At 71.3% G+C, this 19,933-nt stretch carries 19 protein-coding genes and 1 pseudogene; 8 read left to right on the top strand and 12 right to left on the bottom strand.

All coding sequences use genetic code 11. From position 1 onward, the window contains the following. Positions 1–192: 192 nt before the first annotated feature. The 7 genes from ACJX2R_RS49100 to ACJX2R_RS49070 all read right to left on the bottom strand — a co-directional run bounded on the left by ACJX2R_RS49100 (position 193) and on the right by ACJX2R_RS49070 (position 8,924). Positions 193–1,800 carry a GMC family oxidoreductase gene (locus ACJX2R_RS49100; protein ID WP_413105469.1) on the bottom strand — a complete coding sequence of 536 codons (1,608 nt, stop codon included), beginning with the start codon at positions 1,798–1,800 and terminating at the stop codon, positions 193–195. A 243-nt stretch (positions 1,801–2,043) separates the two neighbouring features. Beyond that, a complete protein-coding gene (locus ACJX2R_RS49095) occupies positions 2,044–3,435 on the bottom strand; it encodes a DUF3100 domain-containing protein (protein WP_413105468.1) in 1,392 nt (463 codons plus the stop codon). Then, on the bottom strand, positions 3,432–4,052 hold the full coding sequence (locus ACJX2R_RS49090; RefSeq protein WP_413105467.1) for a hypothetical protein: 621 nt from the start codon (positions 4,050–4,052) through the stop codon (positions 3,432–3,434). The genes ACJX2R_RS49095 and ACJX2R_RS49090 overlap by 4 nt, the downstream gene beginning before the upstream one ends. A gap of 10 nt (positions 4,053–4,062) precedes the next feature. After that, a complete protein-coding gene (locus ACJX2R_RS49085) occupies positions 4,063–5,607 on the bottom strand; it encodes an aldehyde dehydrogenase family protein (RefSeq protein WP_413105466.1) in 1,545 nt (514 codons plus the stop codon). After that, positions 5,604–6,491, bottom strand: a complete 888-nt coding sequence (locus ACJX2R_RS49080) for an NAD(P)-dependent oxidoreductase (RefSeq protein WP_413105465.1) — start codon at positions 6,489–6,491, stop codon at positions 5,604–5,606. The genes ACJX2R_RS49085 and ACJX2R_RS49080 overlap by 4 nt, the downstream gene beginning before the upstream one ends. Positions 6,492–6,836: 345 nt before the next feature. Beyond that, positions 6,837–7,715 (bottom strand): MurR/RpiR family transcriptional regulator, encoded by an 879-nt coding sequence (locus ACJX2R_RS49075; protein ID WP_413105464.1) that lies wholly within the window; start codon positions 7,713–7,715, stop codon positions 6,837–6,839. A gap of 93 nt (positions 7,716–7,808) precedes the next feature. Next, positions 7,809–8,924 (bottom strand): IclR family transcriptional regulator C-terminal domain-containing protein, encoded by a 1,116-nt coding sequence (locus tag ACJX2R_RS49070; RefSeq protein WP_413105463.1) that lies wholly within the window; start codon positions 8,922–8,924, stop codon positions 7,809–7,811. On the opposite strand from ACJX2R_RS49070, the gene ACJX2R_RS49065 reads away from it, so the two are divergent. The 7 genes and pseudogenes from ACJX2R_RS49065 (at position 8,905) to ACJX2R_RS49035 (ending at position 12,999) form a co-directional block, all read left to right on the top strand. After that, positions 8,905–9,321 (top strand): hypothetical protein, encoded by a 417-nt coding sequence (locus ACJX2R_RS49065; RefSeq protein WP_413106198.1) that lies wholly within the window; start codon positions 8,905–8,907, stop codon positions 9,319–9,321. The two genes, ACJX2R_RS49070 and ACJX2R_RS49065, sit on opposite strands and share 20 nt — an antisense overlap. Then, positions 9,210–10,091: a M20/M25/M40 family metallo-hydrolase gene (locus ACJX2R_RS49060; protein ID WP_413106150.1), complete on the top strand. Its 882-nt coding sequence runs from the start codon at positions 9,210–9,212 to the stop codon at positions 10,089–10,091. The genes ACJX2R_RS49065 and ACJX2R_RS49060 overlap by 112 nt, the downstream gene beginning before the upstream one ends. Continuing rightward, entirely contained in the window at positions 10,084–10,518 is a 435-nt protein-coding gene (locus ACJX2R_RS49055) for a hypothetical protein (RefSeq protein ID WP_413105462.1), read from the top strand. Before ACJX2R_RS49060 ends, ACJX2R_RS49055 begins: the two co-directional genes overlap by 8 nt. Beyond that, entirely contained in the window at positions 10,484–11,119 is a 636-nt protein-coding gene (locus ACJX2R_RS49050; protein WP_413105461.1) for an alanine racemase, read from the top strand. The genes ACJX2R_RS49055 and ACJX2R_RS49050 overlap by 35 nt, the downstream gene beginning before the upstream one ends. Then, positions 11,104–11,465 (top strand): annotated as a pseudogene (locus tag ACJX2R_RS49045) (hypothetical protein). The gene ACJX2R_RS49050 and the pseudogene ACJX2R_RS49045 overlap by 16 nt, the downstream one beginning before the upstream one ends. An 80-nt stretch (positions 11,466–11,545) precedes the next feature. After that, entirely contained in the window at positions 11,546–12,181 is a 636-nt protein-coding gene (locus ACJX2R_RS49040) for an MFS transporter (RefSeq protein WP_413105460.1), read from the top strand. Continuing rightward, positions 12,178–12,999 carry an MFS transporter gene (locus tag ACJX2R_RS49035; protein ID WP_413105459.1) on the top strand — a complete coding sequence of 274 codons (822 nt, stop codon included), beginning with the start codon at positions 12,178–12,180 and terminating at the stop codon, positions 12,997–12,999. Before ACJX2R_RS49040 ends, ACJX2R_RS49035 begins: the two co-directional genes overlap by 4 nt. Positions 13,000–13,155: 156 nt before the next feature. Here the strand turns inward: ACJX2R_RS49035 and ACJX2R_RS49030 are convergent, their stop codons facing one another. From ACJX2R_RS49030 to ACJX2R_RS49010, 5 genes are all read right to left on the bottom strand, one after another. Next, positions 13,156–14,625 carry an FG-GAP repeat protein gene (locus tag ACJX2R_RS49030; RefSeq protein WP_413105458.1) on the bottom strand — a complete coding sequence of 490 codons (1,470 nt, stop codon included), beginning with the start codon at positions 14,623–14,625 and terminating at the stop codon, positions 13,156–13,158. Between the two features lie 171 nt (positions 14,626–14,796). Then, a complete protein-coding gene (locus ACJX2R_RS49025) occupies positions 14,797–15,957 on the bottom strand; it encodes an NAD(P)/FAD-dependent oxidoreductase (RefSeq protein ID WP_413105457.1) in 1,161 nt (386 codons plus the stop codon). A 110-nt stretch (positions 15,958–16,067) separates the two neighbouring features. After that, on the bottom strand, positions 16,068–16,820 hold the full coding sequence (locus tag ACJX2R_RS49020) for an amino acid ABC transporter ATP-binding protein (protein ID WP_413106149.1): 753 nt from the start codon (positions 16,818–16,820) through the stop codon (positions 16,068–16,070). An 8-nt stretch (positions 16,821–16,828) separates the two neighbouring features. Beyond that, positions 16,829–17,764, bottom strand: a complete 936-nt coding sequence (locus ACJX2R_RS49015) for an amino acid ABC transporter permease (protein WP_413105456.1) — start codon at positions 17,762–17,764, stop codon at positions 16,829–16,831. Then, positions 17,761–18,672 (bottom strand): ABC transporter substrate-binding protein, encoded by a 912-nt coding sequence (locus ACJX2R_RS49010; RefSeq protein WP_413105455.1) that lies wholly within the window; start codon positions 18,670–18,672, stop codon positions 17,761–17,763. Before ACJX2R_RS49010 ends, ACJX2R_RS49015 begins: the two co-directional genes overlap by 4 nt. A gap of 131 nt (positions 18,673–18,803) precedes the next feature. Here ACJX2R_RS49010 and ACJX2R_RS49005 point away from each other — a divergent pair, with 131 nt between their 5' ends. Further along, on the top strand, positions 18,804–19,757 hold the full coding sequence (locus ACJX2R_RS49005; protein ID WP_413105454.1) for a LysR family transcriptional regulator: 954 nt from the start codon (positions 18,804–18,806) through the stop codon (positions 19,755–19,757). Positions 19,758–19,933: the final 176 nt, after the last annotated feature.

Genomic DNA, 19,933 nt, shown 5'->3' with positions numbered 1-19,933 from the left:
ATCGTTTGGGCGCCGGTCGTCCACACCCATAACGTCACCTGTTATCTCCTCGGTGACCCGATGTCGTACGGATCGCAGACCGCGAGCGTCCCATATAGCCCGAATATAACCCTCTCCCCGAGGAGAGTCCCCGGCCGATGGACATGGTCATGGTCATCGGTATGCGAGCCGGACGCCGCCGGGGCGCGAATGTCAGCCGATGCCCTGCCCGGCCTTGATCAGCTCCGCGGCCCGTTCTCCGATGATGACGCAGGGTGCCATGGTGTTTCCACTGGTGATGGTGGGCATGACCGAGCCGTCCGCGACGCGCAGGCCTTCGACCCCGTGGACGCGCAGGGAGGCATCGACCACGGACATCTCATCGCGCCCCATCTTCGCGGTGCAGGTCTCGTGGAAGTACGAACCGGCCGCGTCCCGGATGAAGTCCCTGAGCTCGGCACGGCCCAGCGGACCGGGCATGACCTCGCGTTTGACGAACGGCTCGACCTCCGCCGAGTTGCCGATCTCCCGGCAGAGCTCCACGCAGTGTTCGAGCGCTCTCATGTCCTCCTCGGCCCGGAGGTAACCGGCGTCGATCAGCGGGGGTGCCAAGGGGTCCGGACCGGCCAGCCGTACGGAGCCGCGGCTGACCGGGCGGGCGAGGCCGGGCGCCAGCGTCCAGGCGGAATCGGCCCCCACGGGAACGTCGTACCGGAGGATCGTCGCCTCGCTGGCGAGCGGGAGCTCGTCCAGCACCGGCATCAGATCGGGGCCGGGCAGCGACGGGTCGCTCCTGGCGAAGATGGCGAACTCGGCGGCGTTGTTCCGGGGTGCCTCGGGGATCCGGTACTCCCAGATACAGCCGGAGAGCAGGATGTGGTCCTGGAGGTTCTTCCCCACACCTGGCAGATGTACGACGCCGGGGATGCCGAGCGCCGCGAGTTCCGCCTGGTCGCCCAGGCCGGAGAGCATCAGCAGCTTCGGGGTGTTGATGGCACCGAGGGAGACGATCACCTCCTCGTCCGCCGCGACGGTGTGTGCGCGGCCCCGGCTGACGAACTCCACCCCGGTCACCCGGTTCCCCGACAGCCTCAGCCGGGTCACCTCGGCGTGCAGCACGATGTCGAGATTGGGGCGGCCCATGACCGGATGGAGATAGCCGGCGGCGACCGAGACCCGGGCGTGTCCCGGGCCGACCAGGAGATTGGGAAAGCCGCAGCCACAGCCGGACTCCATGGGGTCCGCGTTGAGATCGTCGACAGCCGGAATCCCGGTCGCGGACGTCGCCCGGGCCAAGGCCGCCGCGACCGGGACCGGGTCCTCGGGGAGAGCGATCCGCAGCGGGCCACCGGTGCCGCGGCGGGGGTCGGCGGGGCCGGTCCAGCCCTCCACCCGGCGGTAGACATCGCGGACGGAGGCGTACGACCAGCCCGGATCGCCGGTCTCCTCGGCCCAGGAGTCGAAGTCGACGCGGTGGCCCCGTGCCCAGACGGAGGCGTTGACGCTGGAGCCACCGCCCAGCACCTTGCCCATCGGCAGCGCGGGGGCACGGCCGCGCAGCGAGCGGGACGGCTGGGCTGAAAACCCCCAGTCGCGTTCGCTGCCGATGTTGGACATCCACCGGGTGGCGTCGGTGACCGACTCCACCCGGTCGCTGCCACCGGCCTCCAGCAGCAGAACACTCGCCTCGGGCACGTCCGCCAGCCGCCGGGCGACGACGGACCCCGAGGTCCCTCCGCCGCAGACGATGAAGTCGTAGGCGGGGCGAGGGACGTCGGTGACGAGCTCACGATCCTCGGTGATGTGACTGGTGCGTGCCATGGGTGACGGCCGTCCTCCCGCCGGACGCGGCGTTCGGTGACACCGCCTGGCGGGCTCGCTGAAGTCCAGCGTAGCCGGGGCGTGGAACCACTCGCCAAAGGAGTGACGGCCGCCGATGAACGTCGAGGGCCTGCGCCGCGGGGGCGCCGCGGGCGGGTCCGCCGGTGGCGGCCGGCCACCGCCGTGAACGTCTTGGACACCGATCTCCCCGGATGCGGGTGGCGAGCTGGTTCCGGCGGATCCTCAGCCCCAGAGGCCGAGGGTGAACTCGGCGATCAGCGTGGACAGGAGGAACGACGCGGTGATCGCGACCAGGCCGACCGGGACGATCTTCCAGCCGATACGCCGCAGCAGGGGGACGTCCTTGCCGAGCGACAGACCTGCCAGCGTCAGCATGATCGTGGCGATGGAGAGGAAGTCCACCGAGTTCACCAGCGAGTTGATCGCTTCCGCGCCGGAGAACCACGGACTCGAGACGTACGCGCCCACGGTAGTGATCCACACGATGGGTGAGATCTTCCGGGTTGCCCTGGCCAGGACGAGACCGAGCGATACGAGGGCCAGGAGGATCGCGTAGCCGCCGATGATTTGCCAGCTGAGGGCCCTGGCCGCCACCGAGGCGGCGCCGATGCCCAGCACGGTCAGCACTCCGAGGGACAGCCAGAGCGGTAGCTTCACCTCGGCCGAGGCCGCCGCCACCTGCTCCCGGAACGCGCGGTTCACCGCGGCGTCGTCCGCCTCCTGGGGGCGGGCGGGAGCCGTAGCGGCGGACGCCCCGGTGCCCGCGCCCGGCTCCGCCGTGGCGACCACGGCCGCGCCGTCGTCCTGGCCGCGGGTGAGGAAGCGGTAGACCCGGTCGGCCAGCGGGAGCGCGATGTAGATCCCGATGTAGACGCCCAGGACGGTGGTGATGAGGTTGGACACCGCGGCCGTGCCGAGGATGGCCTCCTGGTCGGCGGGGTGCGCGGCCACGATGCTCGCCGAGGAGGCCGCCATCATGGACCCGGATCCGACGCCCGCTCCCATGGCCATCGCCAGTGGATCGAAGATGCGCCAGTTCGCCACGACGGATGTCAGGAGCGTGATGAACACGGCGCCGAAGAGCGTGCCGAACACGTACATCGCCAGCACGCCGCGGTACTGGTCCGAGTCCGGCCCGTACTTCTCCGAGACCATCGCGAAGGAGGGCTCGCGGTCCAGCGAGAAGGTGGCGCCCACCGTGGCCTTGCCCATGCGCAGCAGCACGGCCAGCGGCAGGGCCAGGGCGATCGTCCCCAGGAGGTGCCCGACCTCCTGGAGGAGCAGGGCGGGTCCCGCCTTGACCAGGGTGGGCAGGCTGGGACCGATGTTGAAGGCCAGCCGGGCCACGAGGAGCATCACGGCCACGCCGACGAGAGCCGCGGCCGCCTTCTGGAGGTCCAGGCCCAGGGGCCTGACCTTCTGGACGGACACCAGCAGGCCCAGGAGCAGACCCCACACCATCGGGAAGATGATGACGGATCCGACGCCCAGATCGATGTCGAGTTGCCCGATCAACTGGACGACCAGCGCGATGACCAGTGCCAGGGCGGCGATCGGCAGCGTTTGCAGGGGTGACTTCGGTCCGGCCTTGGCCGGGGCGGTGTGGGTGGTCATGTCGCTGCTGTCTCCTGCGTGGGGTTCCGGCGGTAGGACGTCGTGGCGAAACGTTTCCTCTGTGGGGGGTCGGTGGCCGTGTCGGCGACGGTCCAGGCCGGCGCGAGGGCTGCCTCGCACATCACCCGGTACGCCTCGGGGGTGTCGGCCAGAGCAGTGAAGCCGTGCGCGTGGATCGGGGCGTCGGCTCCCGTGGCCAGGGCCGCGCCCTTGAAACAGCGGCGGACCCGGGCCGGCGGCGCTTCGTACTCGGGCAGGGTGAAGGCGCGGCACTCGAAGTCGACGACGGCGCGCTCGGGGATGAGGTTGTGTCCGCAGGCGTGGCCCACCTCCGGCAGCGCGTCGTACTCGACGCACAGCGCGACCGTCGGCTCACCGCTTCCCGCCGTGGCGGTGGAGGCGGTGGGCAGACCGCCCGTGCCGCGTTCGACGTCGAACCCTCCCCGCTCGAGCAGCTCCGTGATCGCGGCTGAGGAGGCCGTCTCCCCGAAGGCCACCTCGGGATGGGCGTGGAGGGAGCGCGAGAGCGCGAGCACCCGTTCCCTCCGGCGCTCGACGCCGACCGCGAGGTCCGTCTTCGGCCGGCCGGAACCGGCGGCGAGGTCCGTCAGTGTCATCCGTGCCCGCCTAGTAGCTCAGCGAGGGGAACGGCGCGCCGGCGGCCCGGGTGGGCACCCAGACGGCCTTGGTCTGCGTGTACTCGTCCAGCACACCGGGGCCGGAGGACCGGCCGTGGCCGGAGTCGCCGAAGCCGCCGAAGGGGACCGCCACGTGGATGGTCTTGTAGGCGTTGATCCAGAAGGTGCCGGCCTTCACGGAGCGCGCCACATGGTGGGCGCGGGAGACATCGCCGGTCCAGACCGCTCCGGCCAGGCCGAAGTTCGTGCCGTTGGCCCGTTCGATCGCCTCCGCCTCGGTGTCGAAGACATCGGCGCCGACCACCGGTCCGAAGACCTCGGTGGTCTCCAGCCGGTTGGCGGGGGTGACCCCGTCCAGCAGGGTCGGCATGACCCAGTGGCCGCCGGCCAGCGCGGAGCCGGTCAGCTCGGAGGGCAGCCGCGCGTCGGTGATCCGGCGGCCGCCGTCCGCTATGCCCGCCTCGATCAGCGAGGTCACGGTGGTGAACTGCGGTGCCGTGATGATCGGGCCGACCTCGGTGGTGGGGTCGAGCGGGTCGCCGAGGCGCAGCCGCGCCGCCCGCTCCGCCACGCGCTCCACGAACGCGGCGTGGACACCGCGCTCGACCAGCAGGCGCGAACCGGCCACACAGGACTGTCCCGCGCCGGAGAAGACGGCGGCGATGGCGCCGTCCGCCGCCCTGTCCAGGTCGGCGTCGGCGAAGACGATGTTGGCACTCTTGCCGCCGAGCTCCAGCACGGTGGGGATACCGGCCCCCGCCGTCGCGACCGCCACCCGGCGGCCGGTGGCCACCGAGCCGATGAAGGAGACCTTCCCGACACGTGGATCGCTGGTCAGTGCGGCGCCCACGGTGGAGCCGAGCCCGGTGGCGACGTTGAACACGCCCTCCGGCAGTCCGGCCTGGTGCGCCAGCTGGGCCAGCCGGAGCGTGGACACCGGGGTGAACTCGCTGGGCTTGACGACGACCGCGTTGCCCGCCGCCAGAGGGGCGGCCGAGTTCCAGCCCGCGGTGAACAGGGGGGCGTTCCACGGGGTGATGGCCACCACCACCCCCCAGGGCACGCGCTCGGTGTACGTGTGCCAGTCGCCGGGGACGGGGATGGTCTGGCCCGTCAGCTTGTCCGCCCAGCCGGCGTAGTAGCCGAACATCTCGGCGACCTTGGCCGCCTCGACCCGGGTGTCCCGCAGGGGCTTTCCCGTGGTGACGGACTCCAGCACGGCCAGTTCCTCGGCGTGCTCGGCAACTGTGCGGGAGACCTCGCGCAGAATCGCCGCCCGTTCGAAGGCGCCCGTCGCGCCCCACACCGCCGCCCCGCGGCCGGCACTGGTCAGGATGGCCTCGGCCCCCTCCCGGCCGGGGTCGCGGAACGTGGCGTACTCCTCGCCGGTGGCGGCGGCGGTGAGCGGGATGATCTCACCGCGGCCGGGGACGACACGGCCATCGAGGAAGGTGCCCAACCCCTGGGGGAAGGCGGTGTCCACGGCCGCGCGGGCGGCGGTGGCGGAGGACGGGGTGGTGGTTGCGGTGGTCATGCTGCGGGGTCTCCTTCGCGGGTGAGACAGGGGGCGACGGTGCGGGCGATCTCGGTGAAGTCGGCGCCGGAGCCGAGTGCGGCCAGGGCGGCTTGCCAGCGCTGGTTCGCCGCGGCCAGCAGCTTCGGCCGTTCGCCCCGATGGGCGGCGATCTCGATGGCCAGGGCGGCGTCACGGGCCATGAGGCCCATGGAGAAGCCGGAGTCGTGGGCACCGGTCAGCACCCACTTCGGGTACATGGCGGCGGAGACCTGGCTGCCGCCGGATGCGCCGCTGATGCCGGCTGCGGCCACCGCGGGATCCACACCGTAGGCCTTCGCGATGGCGAGGGCCTCCCCGACCGAGACCAGGTTGGCCGCGGCCAGGGCGTTGTTGAGCAGCTTGACCACATTGCCGGAGCCGGGGCCGCCGAGATGCTGGTACTGGCCGCCGGTCAGGGCCTCGAGTACGGGCCTAGCCGCGTCGAAGGCCTGCTCCGTGGCACCGACGAATGCGGTCAGCCGGCCTTCCGCGGCTCCGTCGCGGCCGCCCGAGACGGGCGCGTCCACGAAGGCCGCGCCCTGGTCCGCGGCGAGGGAGGAGAGCGAGGCGCTCGTGGCCGGCTCCGATGTCGTGGTGTCGACGACGGCGAGAGTGCCGGGGCGGGACAGCAGCACCGGAACGGTCGTCTCGACCACGTGCGCCGAAGGCAGCGAGAGGACGGCGTAGGGCGTTCCGGCCAGGTGTCCGACGTCGTCCACGGTGCGGATGCCCGCCGCTTCGGCGGCGGAGCGCGCGGCGGGAGAGGGATCGAAGCCGGAGACCTGCCAGCCCGCCCGGTGCAGGGTGACGGCCATGGCGCCGCCCATCGAGCCCAGGCCGACGACGGCGACGTGGTGGTTCATGAGAGCTCCTGTCGAAGGGGCGTGGGTACGAGGGAGGAGGAGGGGACGAGGGCCTGCTGGCGGCCCGAGAAGATGTCTCGTGGCGCGGCGGGCGGTGGCCGGGGGCGATGATCTCGGCGCCGGAGGGGTGGGGCGTCGAGGAGGGGGCGGCGTCGCGGTCGCGTGGCAGGGCGCCCTTCGCCCCTTCGCAGGCACGGTCGTCGTGCCTGCGGGACAGTGCCGGGCGAGGCTCGTGTCGGGCGAGGCTCGTGTCGGGCAGGGTCTGGCCCGGGATTCCCTCTGTTGGAGGCCCGGGGCTCGCGGGGTTTCGGCTGGGATTCGGGTGCGGTCTGGTGTCCGGCACCTCTACTCCAGGTAGATGTCCAGGTCCTTCCACAGCTGTTGGGTGCGGCGGATGGCCGCCCTGCTGCGCTCCGGCTGGGCCGCCTGCATTCCGGCCAGCAGACCGTAGACCACCGAGGTGGCCGCGGTGACGGACTGGAAGAAGGAGATGCCTTCCGACGGCACGATGAGCAGATGCTCGGCCACGGTGGTGGCCAGACGGCCTCGGCGCATGTCCGTGATCGCCACCACCGCGGCGCCGGCCTCACGGGCGGCCTCGGCGGCCACGATGATCTGCTTCATGGACCGCCACATGTTGACGACCACGAGGGCGTCCCCGGGACCGAGGCTGTTGACGGCGCTGGCCAAGTGCACTCCGCCGCGAATTTCCAGAGAAATCGGATAGCCCATCGTGGAGCCGAGATGGGCCATGACACTCGCCGGGCCGGCGAAGGAGCCGGCTCCGACGACGAGGACCGACTTGGCCGCGGCCAGGGTCGCGATGGCGGCCTCCGCCTCCGCGGCGGTGTTGCTGTCCAGGGTCTGGCGCAGATTGGCGATGTCGTGTGTGAGGGCGTCGTGCAGCGGACTGCGGTGTTCGCCGGACTGGGTGAGCTTGTCCTCGGTGGAGATCAGCACCAGGTAGCGGGCGCGCAGCTCACGCTGAAGGTCCGGCCAGCCCCGGTACCCCAGTGCCTGGGCGGCTCGGACCACTGTGGAGCTGTTGACGTCGGCCCGCTGAGCGATATCGGCGAGGTCCGCGTACGAGGCCAGCTGCGGGTTGCGGACGATCACATCGACCACGCGTGACTGCGCCTTGGACAGCCGCACCCGGGGCAGTGCGTCACCCAGCCACTGGGCGTCGGCATGGTCGAGGATCTCGTTGTTCTGTGCTGTGGACACGCCTTTGCTCCCAGGTATGAGACGGAGCATCCTGCAAGGAATATTGCAGCACTCTATATTGCAATCCTCGTTGCGGGAAGGAGGCGGCGGGTCTCAGCGAAGGACCGCCATCATGTCGATCTCCAGCAAGACGTTCGCCAGATCGGCGCCCTCCAGTCCATGCGCGTTCAGCACCGCGGCCAGGTTGCGCATCGTCTGCTCGGTCTGCTCCTTGATCGTTCGGCCTGCGACGCGGCCGGTGACGGGATCGTGCGGCCCCAGGCCGGACGTGTGCAGAAAGCCGCCCGCCACGATGGCCTGCGAGTAGGCGCCGACCGGCTGAGGTGCGGCTTGAGTACTGATGACCTGGCGTCTGTCCACGTGGGTGGCTTCCTTCGCTGGGTGCTGCGAGGTCGGTTCGGGGCTTCTACGGCTTGGGCGGCCGGAGCCGTTGGGCGCGGCGACACCGCCGGGGTGCCCGGCGGGGCCGTGGGTCTCGAGGCGGGCACCACCGTCGGCAACGCCCGCCCTGCCTGCCCTGGCACCGAGCGCGCGTGAGACTTCGCGGGCGGCTTCACGGACGAGGGCGCCCAGCGACGAGACCGAAACGCTCTGGTCATCACCCGCCATCGCACCGGACAGACCGATGGCCGCGACGGCGGCGTGGTCATGGTTGGAGATGGGGGCGTCCACGCTGAGCATGCCCGATCCGGCGGCTCCGTCCTCGACGGCGAAACCGTGGCGTCTTGCCGCGTTGACCGCCGCGCGCAGTTCCCTGGCCGCCACGTCGCTCGCCGGATCGCTCGCCGCCGCCAGCCGCGCCGCCTTTTCGGCCCGTGCCACCTCGGCGTCGTCGAGCGGGGCCAGCAGCGCCCACCCGGCCGTGCCGGTGTGCAGGGGATGACGCGCGCCCAGCCGGGGTCGTACGGGCATGGGGCCGCTGCCCTCCACCGCATCGACCAGGACGGTCTCGTCGGCTTCGCGGATGCTCAACCGCGCCGTATGGCCGGTTTGCCCGGCCAGGTTGGCCAGCGCGCCCCGAGCGACTTCCCGCAGGTCCAGCCGTTCCAGGTAGGCGCCCCCGAGATAGGCGGCGTGGGAACCGAGCCGATAGCGGGCTCGCTCCGCGTCGCGCAGCACCAGGCCATTGTCGGTGAGCGGGGCCAGCAGCCGCAGCAAGGTGCTCTTGTGCAGACCCAGACCCCGCGCGATGGCCGAGCTGGTCGCCATCCCCAGCGTCAACCCTCGTGAGCAGGCCGTCGCGGCGGAGACTCCGCTCGCGGGATTCGTCGCGGACTACTGTCGCCGCCTGGGCATGACCGCCCGACTGGACGAGGTCGCCGACGGCCGCCGCAACGTCGTCGCCACCATGCCGGGACGCCGCACCGACGAATGGCTCCTGCTGGAGACACATCTGGATACCGTCGAGACCGAAGGAATGGCCCTCGATCCCTTCACCGCACACGTCCGCGACGGCCGCCTGTACGGGCGCGCGCCTGCGACGCGAAGGGGCCGCTGGCCGTCTTCCTCTCGGCGCTCGCCCGTATCACCGCCTCCGGGCGCCCGCCCGAGCGCACGGTCGTGCTGGCAGGTGTCATCGACGAGGAGCACCGCTACCGAGGCGTGACACACCTCCTCGGTCCGGAGGGAGGGACGGACACCACGGGCGACGGCAGCGGTCGATTCGCCGCACGCTGCGCCGGTGCCGTCGTCGGCGAACCGACCAGCCTCGCCCTTGTCGTGGCACACAAGGGCGTCATGCGCTGCCGCATCGTCGCCACCGGACCCGGCGGGCACAGCTCCCTCCCGGAAGGGCGGGTCAACCCGGTCGAAACGGTCGCCGAGGTGGTCCGCTATCTACGCGACGAGGTCGCCACCCGGCTGGCCCGGCGGCAGCGGCCGCTGGTCGGCGCACCCACCCTGGTCACCACACAGATATCCGGCGGCTCCGGACCCAACGTCCTGCCTGAGCGCTGCGAGATCACCATCGACCGTCGCACCGTGGGCGGCGAGGAGCCCACGCAGGTGTGGCGGGAGCTGAAGGACGAGCTCGAGAGCCGCTTCCCCGGCCTCGTGGAGGTGGCACCGCCACACGTCGTCGACTACGCCCTCCCCGCGCAGGACGACGGTGCCGGCGCCGCCTTCTCCGCGGAGGTCGGCCGTGCCCTGGCCGCCCATGGCCTCGACCCTGCGGGCATCGGCGTGGGACACGGCACCGACGCCAGCAAGATCTGCCGGGCCGGCATACCCTCCGTCGTCTTCGGCCCCGGCTCCATGACCGAAGCCCACACCCCCCGGGAGTTCATCGAACTCAGCCAGCTGGCCAGGGCGACCGACGTACTGGTCACGCTGCTCACCACCGGCTCCGTCCGCGCCCCGGGCGGCGACGGTGACTGACGCACCCCGCGGCGCCACCCGGGCCGGCCCGCACAGTGAAAACCTCGCCGAAGGCCACGTCGGCTGGCGGTTCAAGGCACTCCCCCCGCAAGCGGCGCGGTACCACAGCGCGCAGATCCCATCCCAGCGCTACCGCCTCTTCGAGGACGGCTTCGAATGGCCCGTCATGGTGCTCAAGGAAAACGCGCTGGACGCGAACCTCAAAGCGCTCGCGGCCTTCTGCGACGAGCATGGCGCGCTGTTCGCCCCGCACGGCAAGACGACGCTCTCCCCCGCCCTGTACGCACGCCAGGAAGCCCTCGGCGCATGGGCCGTCACCGTTGGCCACCCCTCACCAGGCCCGTGTCCACCGAGCCGGAGGCGCCCGCCGTATCCATTACGCCAATCCACTGGTGCACACCGGATTCGCCCGCTGGATACAGCGTGAGATGGCCGCCGATCCGGAGTTCGGGTTCTCCGCGTACGTCGACGGCATCGAGGGCGTCCGCCTCCTCGGCGCGGCCCTGGACCGGCACGGCCCACCGCTCCCCGTACTCGTGGAGGTCGGGCACGCGGGCGGCCGTACAGGCTGCCGCACCCGTGCGCAGGTGCTGGCCGTCGCCCGAGCGGCGGCCGCCGAGCCCGCCCTCGCGGTTGTCGGTGTCGCCGCCTACGAGGGCAGCGTCAGCCACGCCCGCACCCCCGAGGCTCTCGCCGAGGTCTCCGGGTTCCTGCGCACCGTCCGGGCCGCCATGTCCCGTATCGCCGACGAGGGTCTGCTGGACACCCGTGCCGGTACCGGTGAGTGGCTGGTGAGCTGCGGCGGAAGCATCTACTACGACATCGTCGCCCGTGAACTCGCCCACGGCTGGGGTGGGAACGGCGCGGTGCCGGGCCTGACCCCGGACACCCCGAACGGCCGTCCCGTACGGCTACTGCTACGCAGTGGCGCCTACTCCTCCCACGACGACGGGCTCTACGCGCGGCTGGCCGGGAAGCGCCCGGCACACCGCGGCTGGCGCCCGCCATCGAGGTGTGGACCCAGGTGATCTCCACCCCCGAGGAGGGTCTGGCGCTGCTGGACGCCGGCCGCCGTGACCTCCCCTTCGACGAGGGACTCCCCGTGCCCCTCGCCCACCGGCCACGGCACGCCGGGGCGCGGGACGCCTGGGCGCGGACCACCACGCGTGATGCCGAATCCCTCAGACACTGGCGGATCACCGCTCTCAACGACCAGCACGCCTTCCTGCGCTTCCCCCCGGCAGCGGCCCCCGTGTCGGCGATCTGCTCGCGCTCGGCATCTCGCATCCCTGCACGGCGCACGACAAGTGGCAGCTCGTGCCCGTCGTCGACGACGACTACCGCGTCGTGGACACCGCCCGCTGCTTCTTCTGAGCGACTCGTCCTCCTCGCCCGCCCCCCGATCCGGAGTCCCCCCGCTCCGGCCTCACCGTCCCCAGGAAGGACCACCAACCGTGTCCCGCTCCCCCTCCCCCACCCTGTCCAAGGGCGCCGGCGACCGACCACCCACACTGCGTACCCGCTGGGCCGTACTCGCCGCCAACTTCATGGTGCTGGCCCTCAATTACGCGGACCGGGCAGCCATCGGCGTCGCCGCGCCGTACATCATCGAGGAATACGGCTTCTCCGAGACCGCGTTCGGCTGGATCCTCAGCATCTTCGCCGTTTCCTACGCGCCCTTCGGGCTCATCGGCGGCTGGGCCGCCGACCGTTTCGGCCCCCGCAAGGCCATGGGCTGGGCGGCTCTCGCCTGGTCCGCCTTCACCGCCGCCACGGCGGCGGGTGCCGGATTCATCAGCTTCCTGATCATCCGGATCCTCTTCGGCGCCGCCGAAGGCCCCCAGGCAACCGTCACCGCCAAGCTGATGAACACCTGGTTCCCGAGGCGGGAGCTCGGCACGGCCATCGGTGTCGCCAATGCCGCCACGCCCCTCGGCGGAGCCGTCGGAACCCCCATCGTGGTCGCCATCATCGAGGCGACGAACGGCAACTGGCGTGCGCCCTTCATCATCTTCGGCATCGTCGGCGTGCTCTTCGCAGTCGGCTGGTTCGCCGTCGTACGGACACCCCTGAGCGGCACTCCTGGATGAAACCCGGGGAACTGCGCGAGATCCGCGGCCCGGAGGGCGAAGCGGTGACAACGGGCAAGACCCCCGACACCGAAGACCACATCCAGGAAGACGAAGACACGGCCGGAGAGGGCACGGCAGGAGACAAGGCGGGCGGCACCGAGCCGTCGGCGCTGCCGGGCGTATGGCACTACGTCGCCCGGCCGGTCATCTGGGCCACGGCCCTGGCCTACTTCGGCTACGCCTGGATCCTCAACGTCTTCCTGACCTGGTTTCCCACTTATATGGTCAGCGAGCGCGGCATCGACCTGGACCACTTGGCCGTCGCCGGTGCCATCCCATGGATCGGCGGCTGCATCGGCATGATCGCGGGCGGCATCGCCACGGACTGGCTCGTACGCCGCCTCGGCGCCGCCGCCACCGTACGCCGCTGGACGATCGTGATCTGCCTGATCCTCTCGGCGGCGCTGTTCGGCGGCATCGCGTTCGTCGGAAGCGCCGTCGAAGCCGTGGCGCTCATGACGGTCATCATCTTCCTGCTCTACTTCACGGGTGCGCAGTACTGGACGGTGGCCGCCGAGGAGGTCCCCGGGCCGCGCTACGGCACCGTCGCCGGCGTCGTGCAGTTCATCGCCGGGTGCGCCGGCTTCCTCGCCCCGCTCATCACCGGAGCCGTAGTCGACCACGCACACTCATGGACGACAGCGTTCACGACCGCGGTCGTCATCGCCATCACCGGAGCACTGCTGCTGGCCATGGCCGGACGCGGCAGGACGGCGCGTGGCCGGACGGCACGCGGCCGGACGGCACGCGGCTCCGCGGGGGCAGGGAGGTCATGATCCGACGGCTGGTTGGGGCTCCTCTGTCGCGCGACAACCAGCGGACGCTTGACGAGCGCGGGTGACCGGAAGCGATGCCGCAGGCGCGCAGCCGCGCCCGAGGACCCCGGCCGCAACGCGCTACCGGCGAACCGGTACGACGCCCGTGGGGCGCACTCAGTGGCTGCTCAGCGGCTTGCCGTATTTCTGGGCCGTGGACAGGTTCGGGAGACCGAGCGTGCGGGGCGAGAGGGCCGTCGAGCCGTCGGCCGAGCCGCCGCGGAAGAGCCATGCGGCGCCCAGGGAGGCGTTCTCGCCGGGGGATCCGACCGTGACATCCGGTACCCCGTCGGCGTCGCAGTCACCCGAGGCGACCGCCGCGCCGAAGGTGTCGCCCGCCTCGGCGACGCCCGGGACACCGGGCGTGTCCTGGTTCCAGGAGACGGATGTGGCAGCGCCACCCGCGTCGAGCAGGCCCTGAGCGCCGCCGGAGAGCAGCCAGGCGGCGCCCGCCCCCGCTTTGCTTCCGATGGCCTCACCAGGAGCGCCCGCGATCAGGTCGTCGCGGCCGTCGCGGTTGACGTCGGCGACCGCGAGGGCGGCGCCGAAGCGGTCGCCGTCCTCGGCCACGCCCGGGACACCCGCCGTGTCCTGGTTGAGAGTCTGGGCGCGGCTGCCGAACGGCCCGCCCGCGGGGCTTCCGTAGTGGAGGTGGATGCCGCCGCCCTTGGCGAGTTCTTCGGGGCCGCACGGGTCGTCGATGTTCTCGTCGGCGATCTCACGGCACTCGCCGAGGGCCAGGTCGTCGTGGCCGTCACCGTCGAAGTCGCCGGCGGCCAGGGCGGTCACGCCGGCGTTGTCCGTGTTCCAGAAGTTGGCCATCTCGGACCGGTCGGCGTCCCACTTCCACAGGCGCACGTGAGACTGCGTGTTGGGGTTGCCCGCGGTCCAGTACGCCACGGCCAGGTCCGCCGTGCCGTCGCTGTCGAAGTCGCCGGTGGTCAGGACGGGGGCGCGGCCGCCCATCGGGGCGGCGACGACGGTGGTGATCATGCTGTCCTCACCCTGGATGACGCGGGCGACGACCTTGTCCGTGCCGCCGATCACGATCTCCTTTTCGTCGTCGCCGGTCAGCTCGGCCGCCGCGACCGATGTGCCGTACGCAGCCGACGGCGACGGCCCGGTCAGGACCGTCGTCCCCGGTCCCGGCCCGTCCGGCGAGCCGCCTATGGCGCTGACCATGCCCGCGTCCGTACCGCGGTCGGTGACGTCCTCGCCGGGGACACCGGCGAGCAGTTCCGCGATGCCGTCGCCGTTGAGGTCCACCAGGGCCACGGACGCGCCGAAGCGGTCGCCCGCCTCCGGGGTGCCGGGAACCTCGGGAGTGGCCTGGGTGACACGGATGCTTCCGTGGGCGCCGACGCCCTTCGGACCGCCCCAGACGACGTTCACATACCCGGCCTTGGCCTGGCCGCCGACGGTCCCGTCCGGGACGCCGACGGCGAGGTCCGCGTAGCCGTCGCCGTTGAAGTCGCTCGTGGCGCTGCGGGGTGCGGCAGCGGTGGCGCCGGACGGGAACACGAACCCGGCGGTGGCCACGGCGCCGGCTGCGATGGCGTACGTCAGGATGCGGCTGCTGTGTGGCACGGAGGCTCCCACTCGGTCGACGGGTGCGGGTCATCTGGTGTGACCGTCGGCGGGCGGAGCTGGTTGTACGGAGTTCACCGGTGGTTGGCGCCGGGTTAACGGTGGGCGGGCTCGATCCGAGCGGACATGGGCGGCGTAGCCGATGGTGTCCGGGTCATCAGACGTGAGAACTCAACCGGCTTCAGCACGGTGTCCGCTCATCACTGCCAGGCTTTCGTCCCGGATGGGGTGTGAGGTGTCGCGGTCGGGGCGGTAAGGAGCCAGGGTGGGTTCGGGCAGGGAAGTGGTGAGTTCCGCGGCGGCGAGGGCGGCGAGGAGCGGGGCGAGGGTGACGCCGCTGTGGGTGGTGATGGTGTAGAGGCCGGGAGCCTGGAGATGCGGGCCGACCAGGGGGAGGCCGTCTTCGGGAACGGGGCGGACACCGATCCGGGTACCCCCCAGGGAGCGGAAGGCGGGCAGGATCGCGGCGCACCGGCTGAGGAGGTCCGCTTCGGGCGGCACATCAGTTGACGCGGTCGGGGCGAGGAGGGCGTCGACCGGCCAGGAGATGGCGCAGACCCGGTTGCCCGGGGCGGGGCGCAGATCGACGCCGGGGGTCGCGACGATGGCGCGCAGCGGCTCGGCGAGCGGGACGGACTCGCCCACCAGACCGGGGATCTGGCGCAACGGCAGCCGTACCCCGGCCAGTTCGGCGACGCGTCCGGCGTCGGGACCCGCACAGTTGACGATGTGGTCGGCCTCGAAGCGCCGGCCCCGGGCCTCGGCGCCGCGTACCCGCTCACCGTCCAGCAGCAAGGCGGTGACGGGACTGTCGTAGCGGACGTCGGCGCCCAGGGCCGCGGCCCGGTCGAGGAGGGTGCGCGCCAGGAGGGGGGCGTCGTACCAGGCGGCGTCGTCGTGCACGACGAGTTCGGTGGCGCGGCAGGAGGCGGGGTCGACGGCAGGTGCGAGAGTACGCAGCTCGCCGGGGTCGGCGGTGCGGCAGGGGTGCCCCCAGCCCGCGAGGCGCTCGGCACGCGCGCGGAGGACGCGCTGTTCCTCCTCGGTGTGGCCCCACTGGACGAGCGGCGCGGGATGGCGCCAGCCGACGGCTCCTGTGTCCGCGTGGATCTCGTGCTCCAGTTCCCGGTGGAGCGCGGCGCTGCGCCGGTTGAGCAGGAAGTAGGAGTGGGGGGTCTTCAGATGGGTGACGTCGATGGAGAAGGTGGCGCTGGAGGTGCCCGGCGTGCGGCCGCCGGCGTCGAGCACGGTGACGCTGACACCTGCCTCGGCCAGGCGGTGGGCGGTGGCGGCGCCTATCACTCCGGCACCGATGACGAGGGCACGGGTCATGGAGACTCCTTCGGTGGCGGTCGGGTGTGGGGCGGTCGGAGAGCGCGCCCGAGGCCGGATGACCTTGCCGGAAACCTTGCCGGGGAGGGTCGGGGAATCCGGCGGGGTGGTCAGAGAACCTTGCTGAGGAAGGCGCGGGTGCGTTCGTGGCGCGGGTCGCTCAGCACGTCCGCCGGCGGGCCGGTCTCGACGACGGCTCCGTCGTCCATGAACACCAGCGAGTCGCCGACCTCGCGGGCGAAGCCCATCTCGTGGGTGACGACGACCATGGTCATGCCGTCGTCGGCGAGCGCTCGCATCACCTCCAGCACCTCCCCGACGAGTTCGGGGTCGAGCGCGGAGGTGGGCTCGTCGAAGAGCATCAGTTCGGGCTTCATCGCCAGGGCGCGGGCGATGGCCACCCGCTGCTGCTGGCCGCCGGAGAGCTGGGCGGGGTAGCTGCCCGCCCGGTCGGCGAGGCCGACGCGGTCGAGCAGTTCCGCGCCGCGTTCGTATGCCTGTTTCTTCGGCACCTTCCTGACCTGGACGGGGGCCTCGATGACGTTTTCCAGCGCGGTCATGTGCGGAAAGAGGTTGAAGCGCTGGAAGACCATGCCGATGCCCTGGCGGCGTCGTGAGACGGCCTTCTCGCTCAGCTCGTGGAGCTTGCCGTCCCGCTCTTCGTAGCCGACGAGTTCGTCACGGACGTACAGGCGTCCCCGGTCGATGGTCTCCAGATGGTTGACGCAGCGCAGGAAGGTGGACTTGCCCGATCCGGAGGGGCCCACCAGACACATCACCTCCCCGGGGGCGACGGTCAGGTCGATGCCCTTGAGCACATGGCTGCGGCCGAAGCTCTTGTGCACGCTCTCGGCTCTGATCACGGGTGGTGTCAACGTGCGCTCTCCTTACGGTGGTTCCGGGCCGCGGCGCGCAACCGCTGGAGCGGGGTGGGCGGCAGGTCGCGGCTGTTTCCGCGGCCGAAGCGCCGTTCCAGGTAGTACTGGCCGACGCCCAGCACGGAGGTCGCCACGAGGTACCAGAAGCAGGCGACGACCAGCAGCGGAACCTGCTGGAAGTTGCGTGAGTAGATGCCCTGGATGGAGGTCAGCAGCTCGGGCACGGCGATGGCGAAGACCAGCGAGGTGGTCTTCAGCATGGAGATCACCTGATTGCCGGTGGGCGGGATGATGATGCGCAGTGCCTGCGGTAGCACGATGCGGCGCAGGGTCTGCCCGCGGGACATGCCCAGCGCCTGGGCGGCCTCGTTCTGGCCGTCGTCGACGGAGGTGATGCCCGCGCGGACGATCTCGGCCATGTACGCCGCCTCGTGCAGCCCGAGGCCGAGGACGGCGGCGGTGAGCTGGGTGATGAGGTCGTTCGTATCGGCCCGCACGAATGTCGGCCCCCAGGGGATGCCGAGGCCGATGGTGGGGACGACCGCGGAGAGGAAATACCAGAAGAGGAGCTGGACCAGCAGCGGGGTGCCGCGGAAGAGCCAGATGTAGCACCAGCTGAGCCGGGAGAGTATCGGGTTGGCGGACATCCGCAGGACGGCGAGGACGACACCGCCGACGATGCCGAGTGCCATGGCGAGGAAGGTCAGCAGCAGCGTGGTCCGCAGCCCCTCCATGATCACCGGCGAGAAGAGGAACTCACCGACGGTCCCCCACTGCATACGGGGATTGGTGATCCAGCCCTCCAGGAGGAAGACCAGCAGGAAGGCCACGACGACCGCGGCGGCGCGCTGCCCCGGACGGCGCGGCGGGACGGGGCGCAGGGACTCGGCGGCGTCGCCGGAGTCCGCCCGGATGAGGGTCTCGGTCATGCCGCACCCCCGTTCACGGTGGCGCGCTTCAGGGCTCCGGACCCGATGTTCCACTGTTTGAGGATCTTCGCGTAGGTGCCGTTGTCGATGAGTTTCTGAAGGGCACCGCGGACAGCCCGTACCAAGGTCGGCTCCTCCTTGTTGATCAGGATTCCGTAGGGCAGGAAGCGGTACGGCTCACCGGCCGTGCGGAACCTGCCGTGCGACATCTCCGCCTGGTAGACGACGGTGGGGGTGCCGCCGACGAACGCGTCGGCGCGGCCCGTGGACAGCGCCTGGAAGCAGCCGACGGAGTCGGGGAAGACCAGTTTCTCCAGCTCCGGCTCGCCGTTCGCCGCACACTTCTCGGCCTGCGCCGCCACGTCGTCCACCTGCGAGGTGCCCTGCTCGACGGCCACCTGGCTGCCGCACAGGCTGGTGAGGGAGCGGATGTTCCCGGCGGCCTTCCTGGAGGCGAGGATCGAGCTGCTGGTCTTCATGTAATCGACGAACGTGACCTGCGACTGGCGTTCCTTCTTGTCGAGCATGGCCTGGATCGCCACGTCGTAGCGTTGGGAACGGACACCGCCGATGATGCTGTCGAAGTTCGCCTGCACCAGGTGCACGCGGACGCCGAGGATTTGGCCGACCGCGTGAATGAGGTCGGGTTCGGCGCCGATGACGGTCTTGTTGTCGATGTCCAGGAGGGACAGCGGCGGGTAGTCGTTGCCGACGGCCGAAGTGATGGATCCTTTGTCGCGAATGTCCCGAGGGAGCAGGGCGCGGAGTGCGGGGTCGACGCGCTGCTCGGGCACCTTGGACTGATTGACGGTCGCGGTGCCGCCACAGGCCGTCACGGTCAACGTGAGCAGCGTCGCGAGCGCGAGGGGAAGTGCGGTGGCGCGGGCTCGCGCATCCCTTCCGAGCACGGTGCCTCCCTTCTGGGCCGCTGGTCAGAGGACCGGCGCGGGGCTGGTGAACGCCCAATCTGCGGGATGGCGGCGGCCTGGGCAAGAACAGGGAGAATGAACGTTTCCATGCGGAGTGTTAAGTTCATTTGATGCTGACTCCGCCGCAGCTTCAGGCGATATGCGAGGTGGTCGCCGCGGGCTCGTTCCGTACGGCCGCCCAGCGCCTCGGCTACACCCCCTCCGCCGTCTCCCAGCAGATCTCCACCGTCGAGCGCGCCCTGGGCGTCCCGCTCTTCGAGCGCTCACCGCGCAGCGTGCGCCCCACCGCCGCCGGGCTCCAGCTCGCCCTGCGCGCGGGACGGCTGCTGGCCGACCTGTCGGCGACGGAGAACGAGATGCGCGCCTACGCCGCGGCCGAACGAGGGCGACTGCGGCTGGGCAGCTTCTGGTCCGCGGGGTTCCGGCTGGTGCCGACGGTGCTGACGGGGTTCCTCCGCGACCGGCCCGAGGTCGACGTCCGCTACGAGGAAGGCGACCCGCACATCACCGTGCCCGCGGTGCTGGAGGGGCGGCTGGATCTCGCCGTGATCTTCGAGTACGGCGTGGTACCGCACAGCTGGCCCGAGGGCCTGGAACACACGCTGGTACGGGAAGAGCCGCTCTACCTCCTCCTCCCCGCGGCACACCCCCTCGCCGGACGGCCGCGCATCCGCCTCGCCGACCTGCGGGACGAGCGCTGGATCAGCTACCACGAGGACACCGACGCCGCTCGCTGCCTGCGCCACATCTGCGCGGCCGGCGGCTTCCTGCCCGAGGTGCTCTTCCGTACGAACGACTACAACCTGCCCTACGAACTGGTCCGACAGGGCCTGGGGGTGGCGATCGCACCGGAACTCGCCGTCGTGGACACCTCCGCCTCACCCGACGCGTCCGGCACTCGCCTCGTCCGGCTCACCGACCCCGCCCACACCCGTCGGGTCTATGCCACCCGGCGCACCACCGACCCCAACCCCTTCCTGCCCCAGGCCATCGCCCTCCTGCACACCGCCGCGGCCGCGCTGCCCGAGCGGGGCGAAGACGAGTGCCCCGTGGTCACCGGCTGAACAGCGGTGCGCCGGCGGCGATACGTTGGTGTCGGCTGGTGACCTGGGCTGTCGCCGGATCTGGCGCGCGGACTGGGCACCTTCCGAGTCGGCAAGCCGCAGGTCTGCCGGCTGTACGGTTGCCAGGTGGTCGCGGGCTGCCGGAGGGCAGCCCGCGTGGATAAGCCTCCAGGTTG

Source organism: Streptomyces sp. Inha503 (assembly GCF_047215865.1).
Lineage (GTDB): Bacteria > Actinomycetota > Actinomycetes > Streptomycetales > Streptomycetaceae > Streptomyces > Streptomyces lycopersici.
This window is presented reverse-complemented; position numbering and strand designations above follow the sequence as displayed.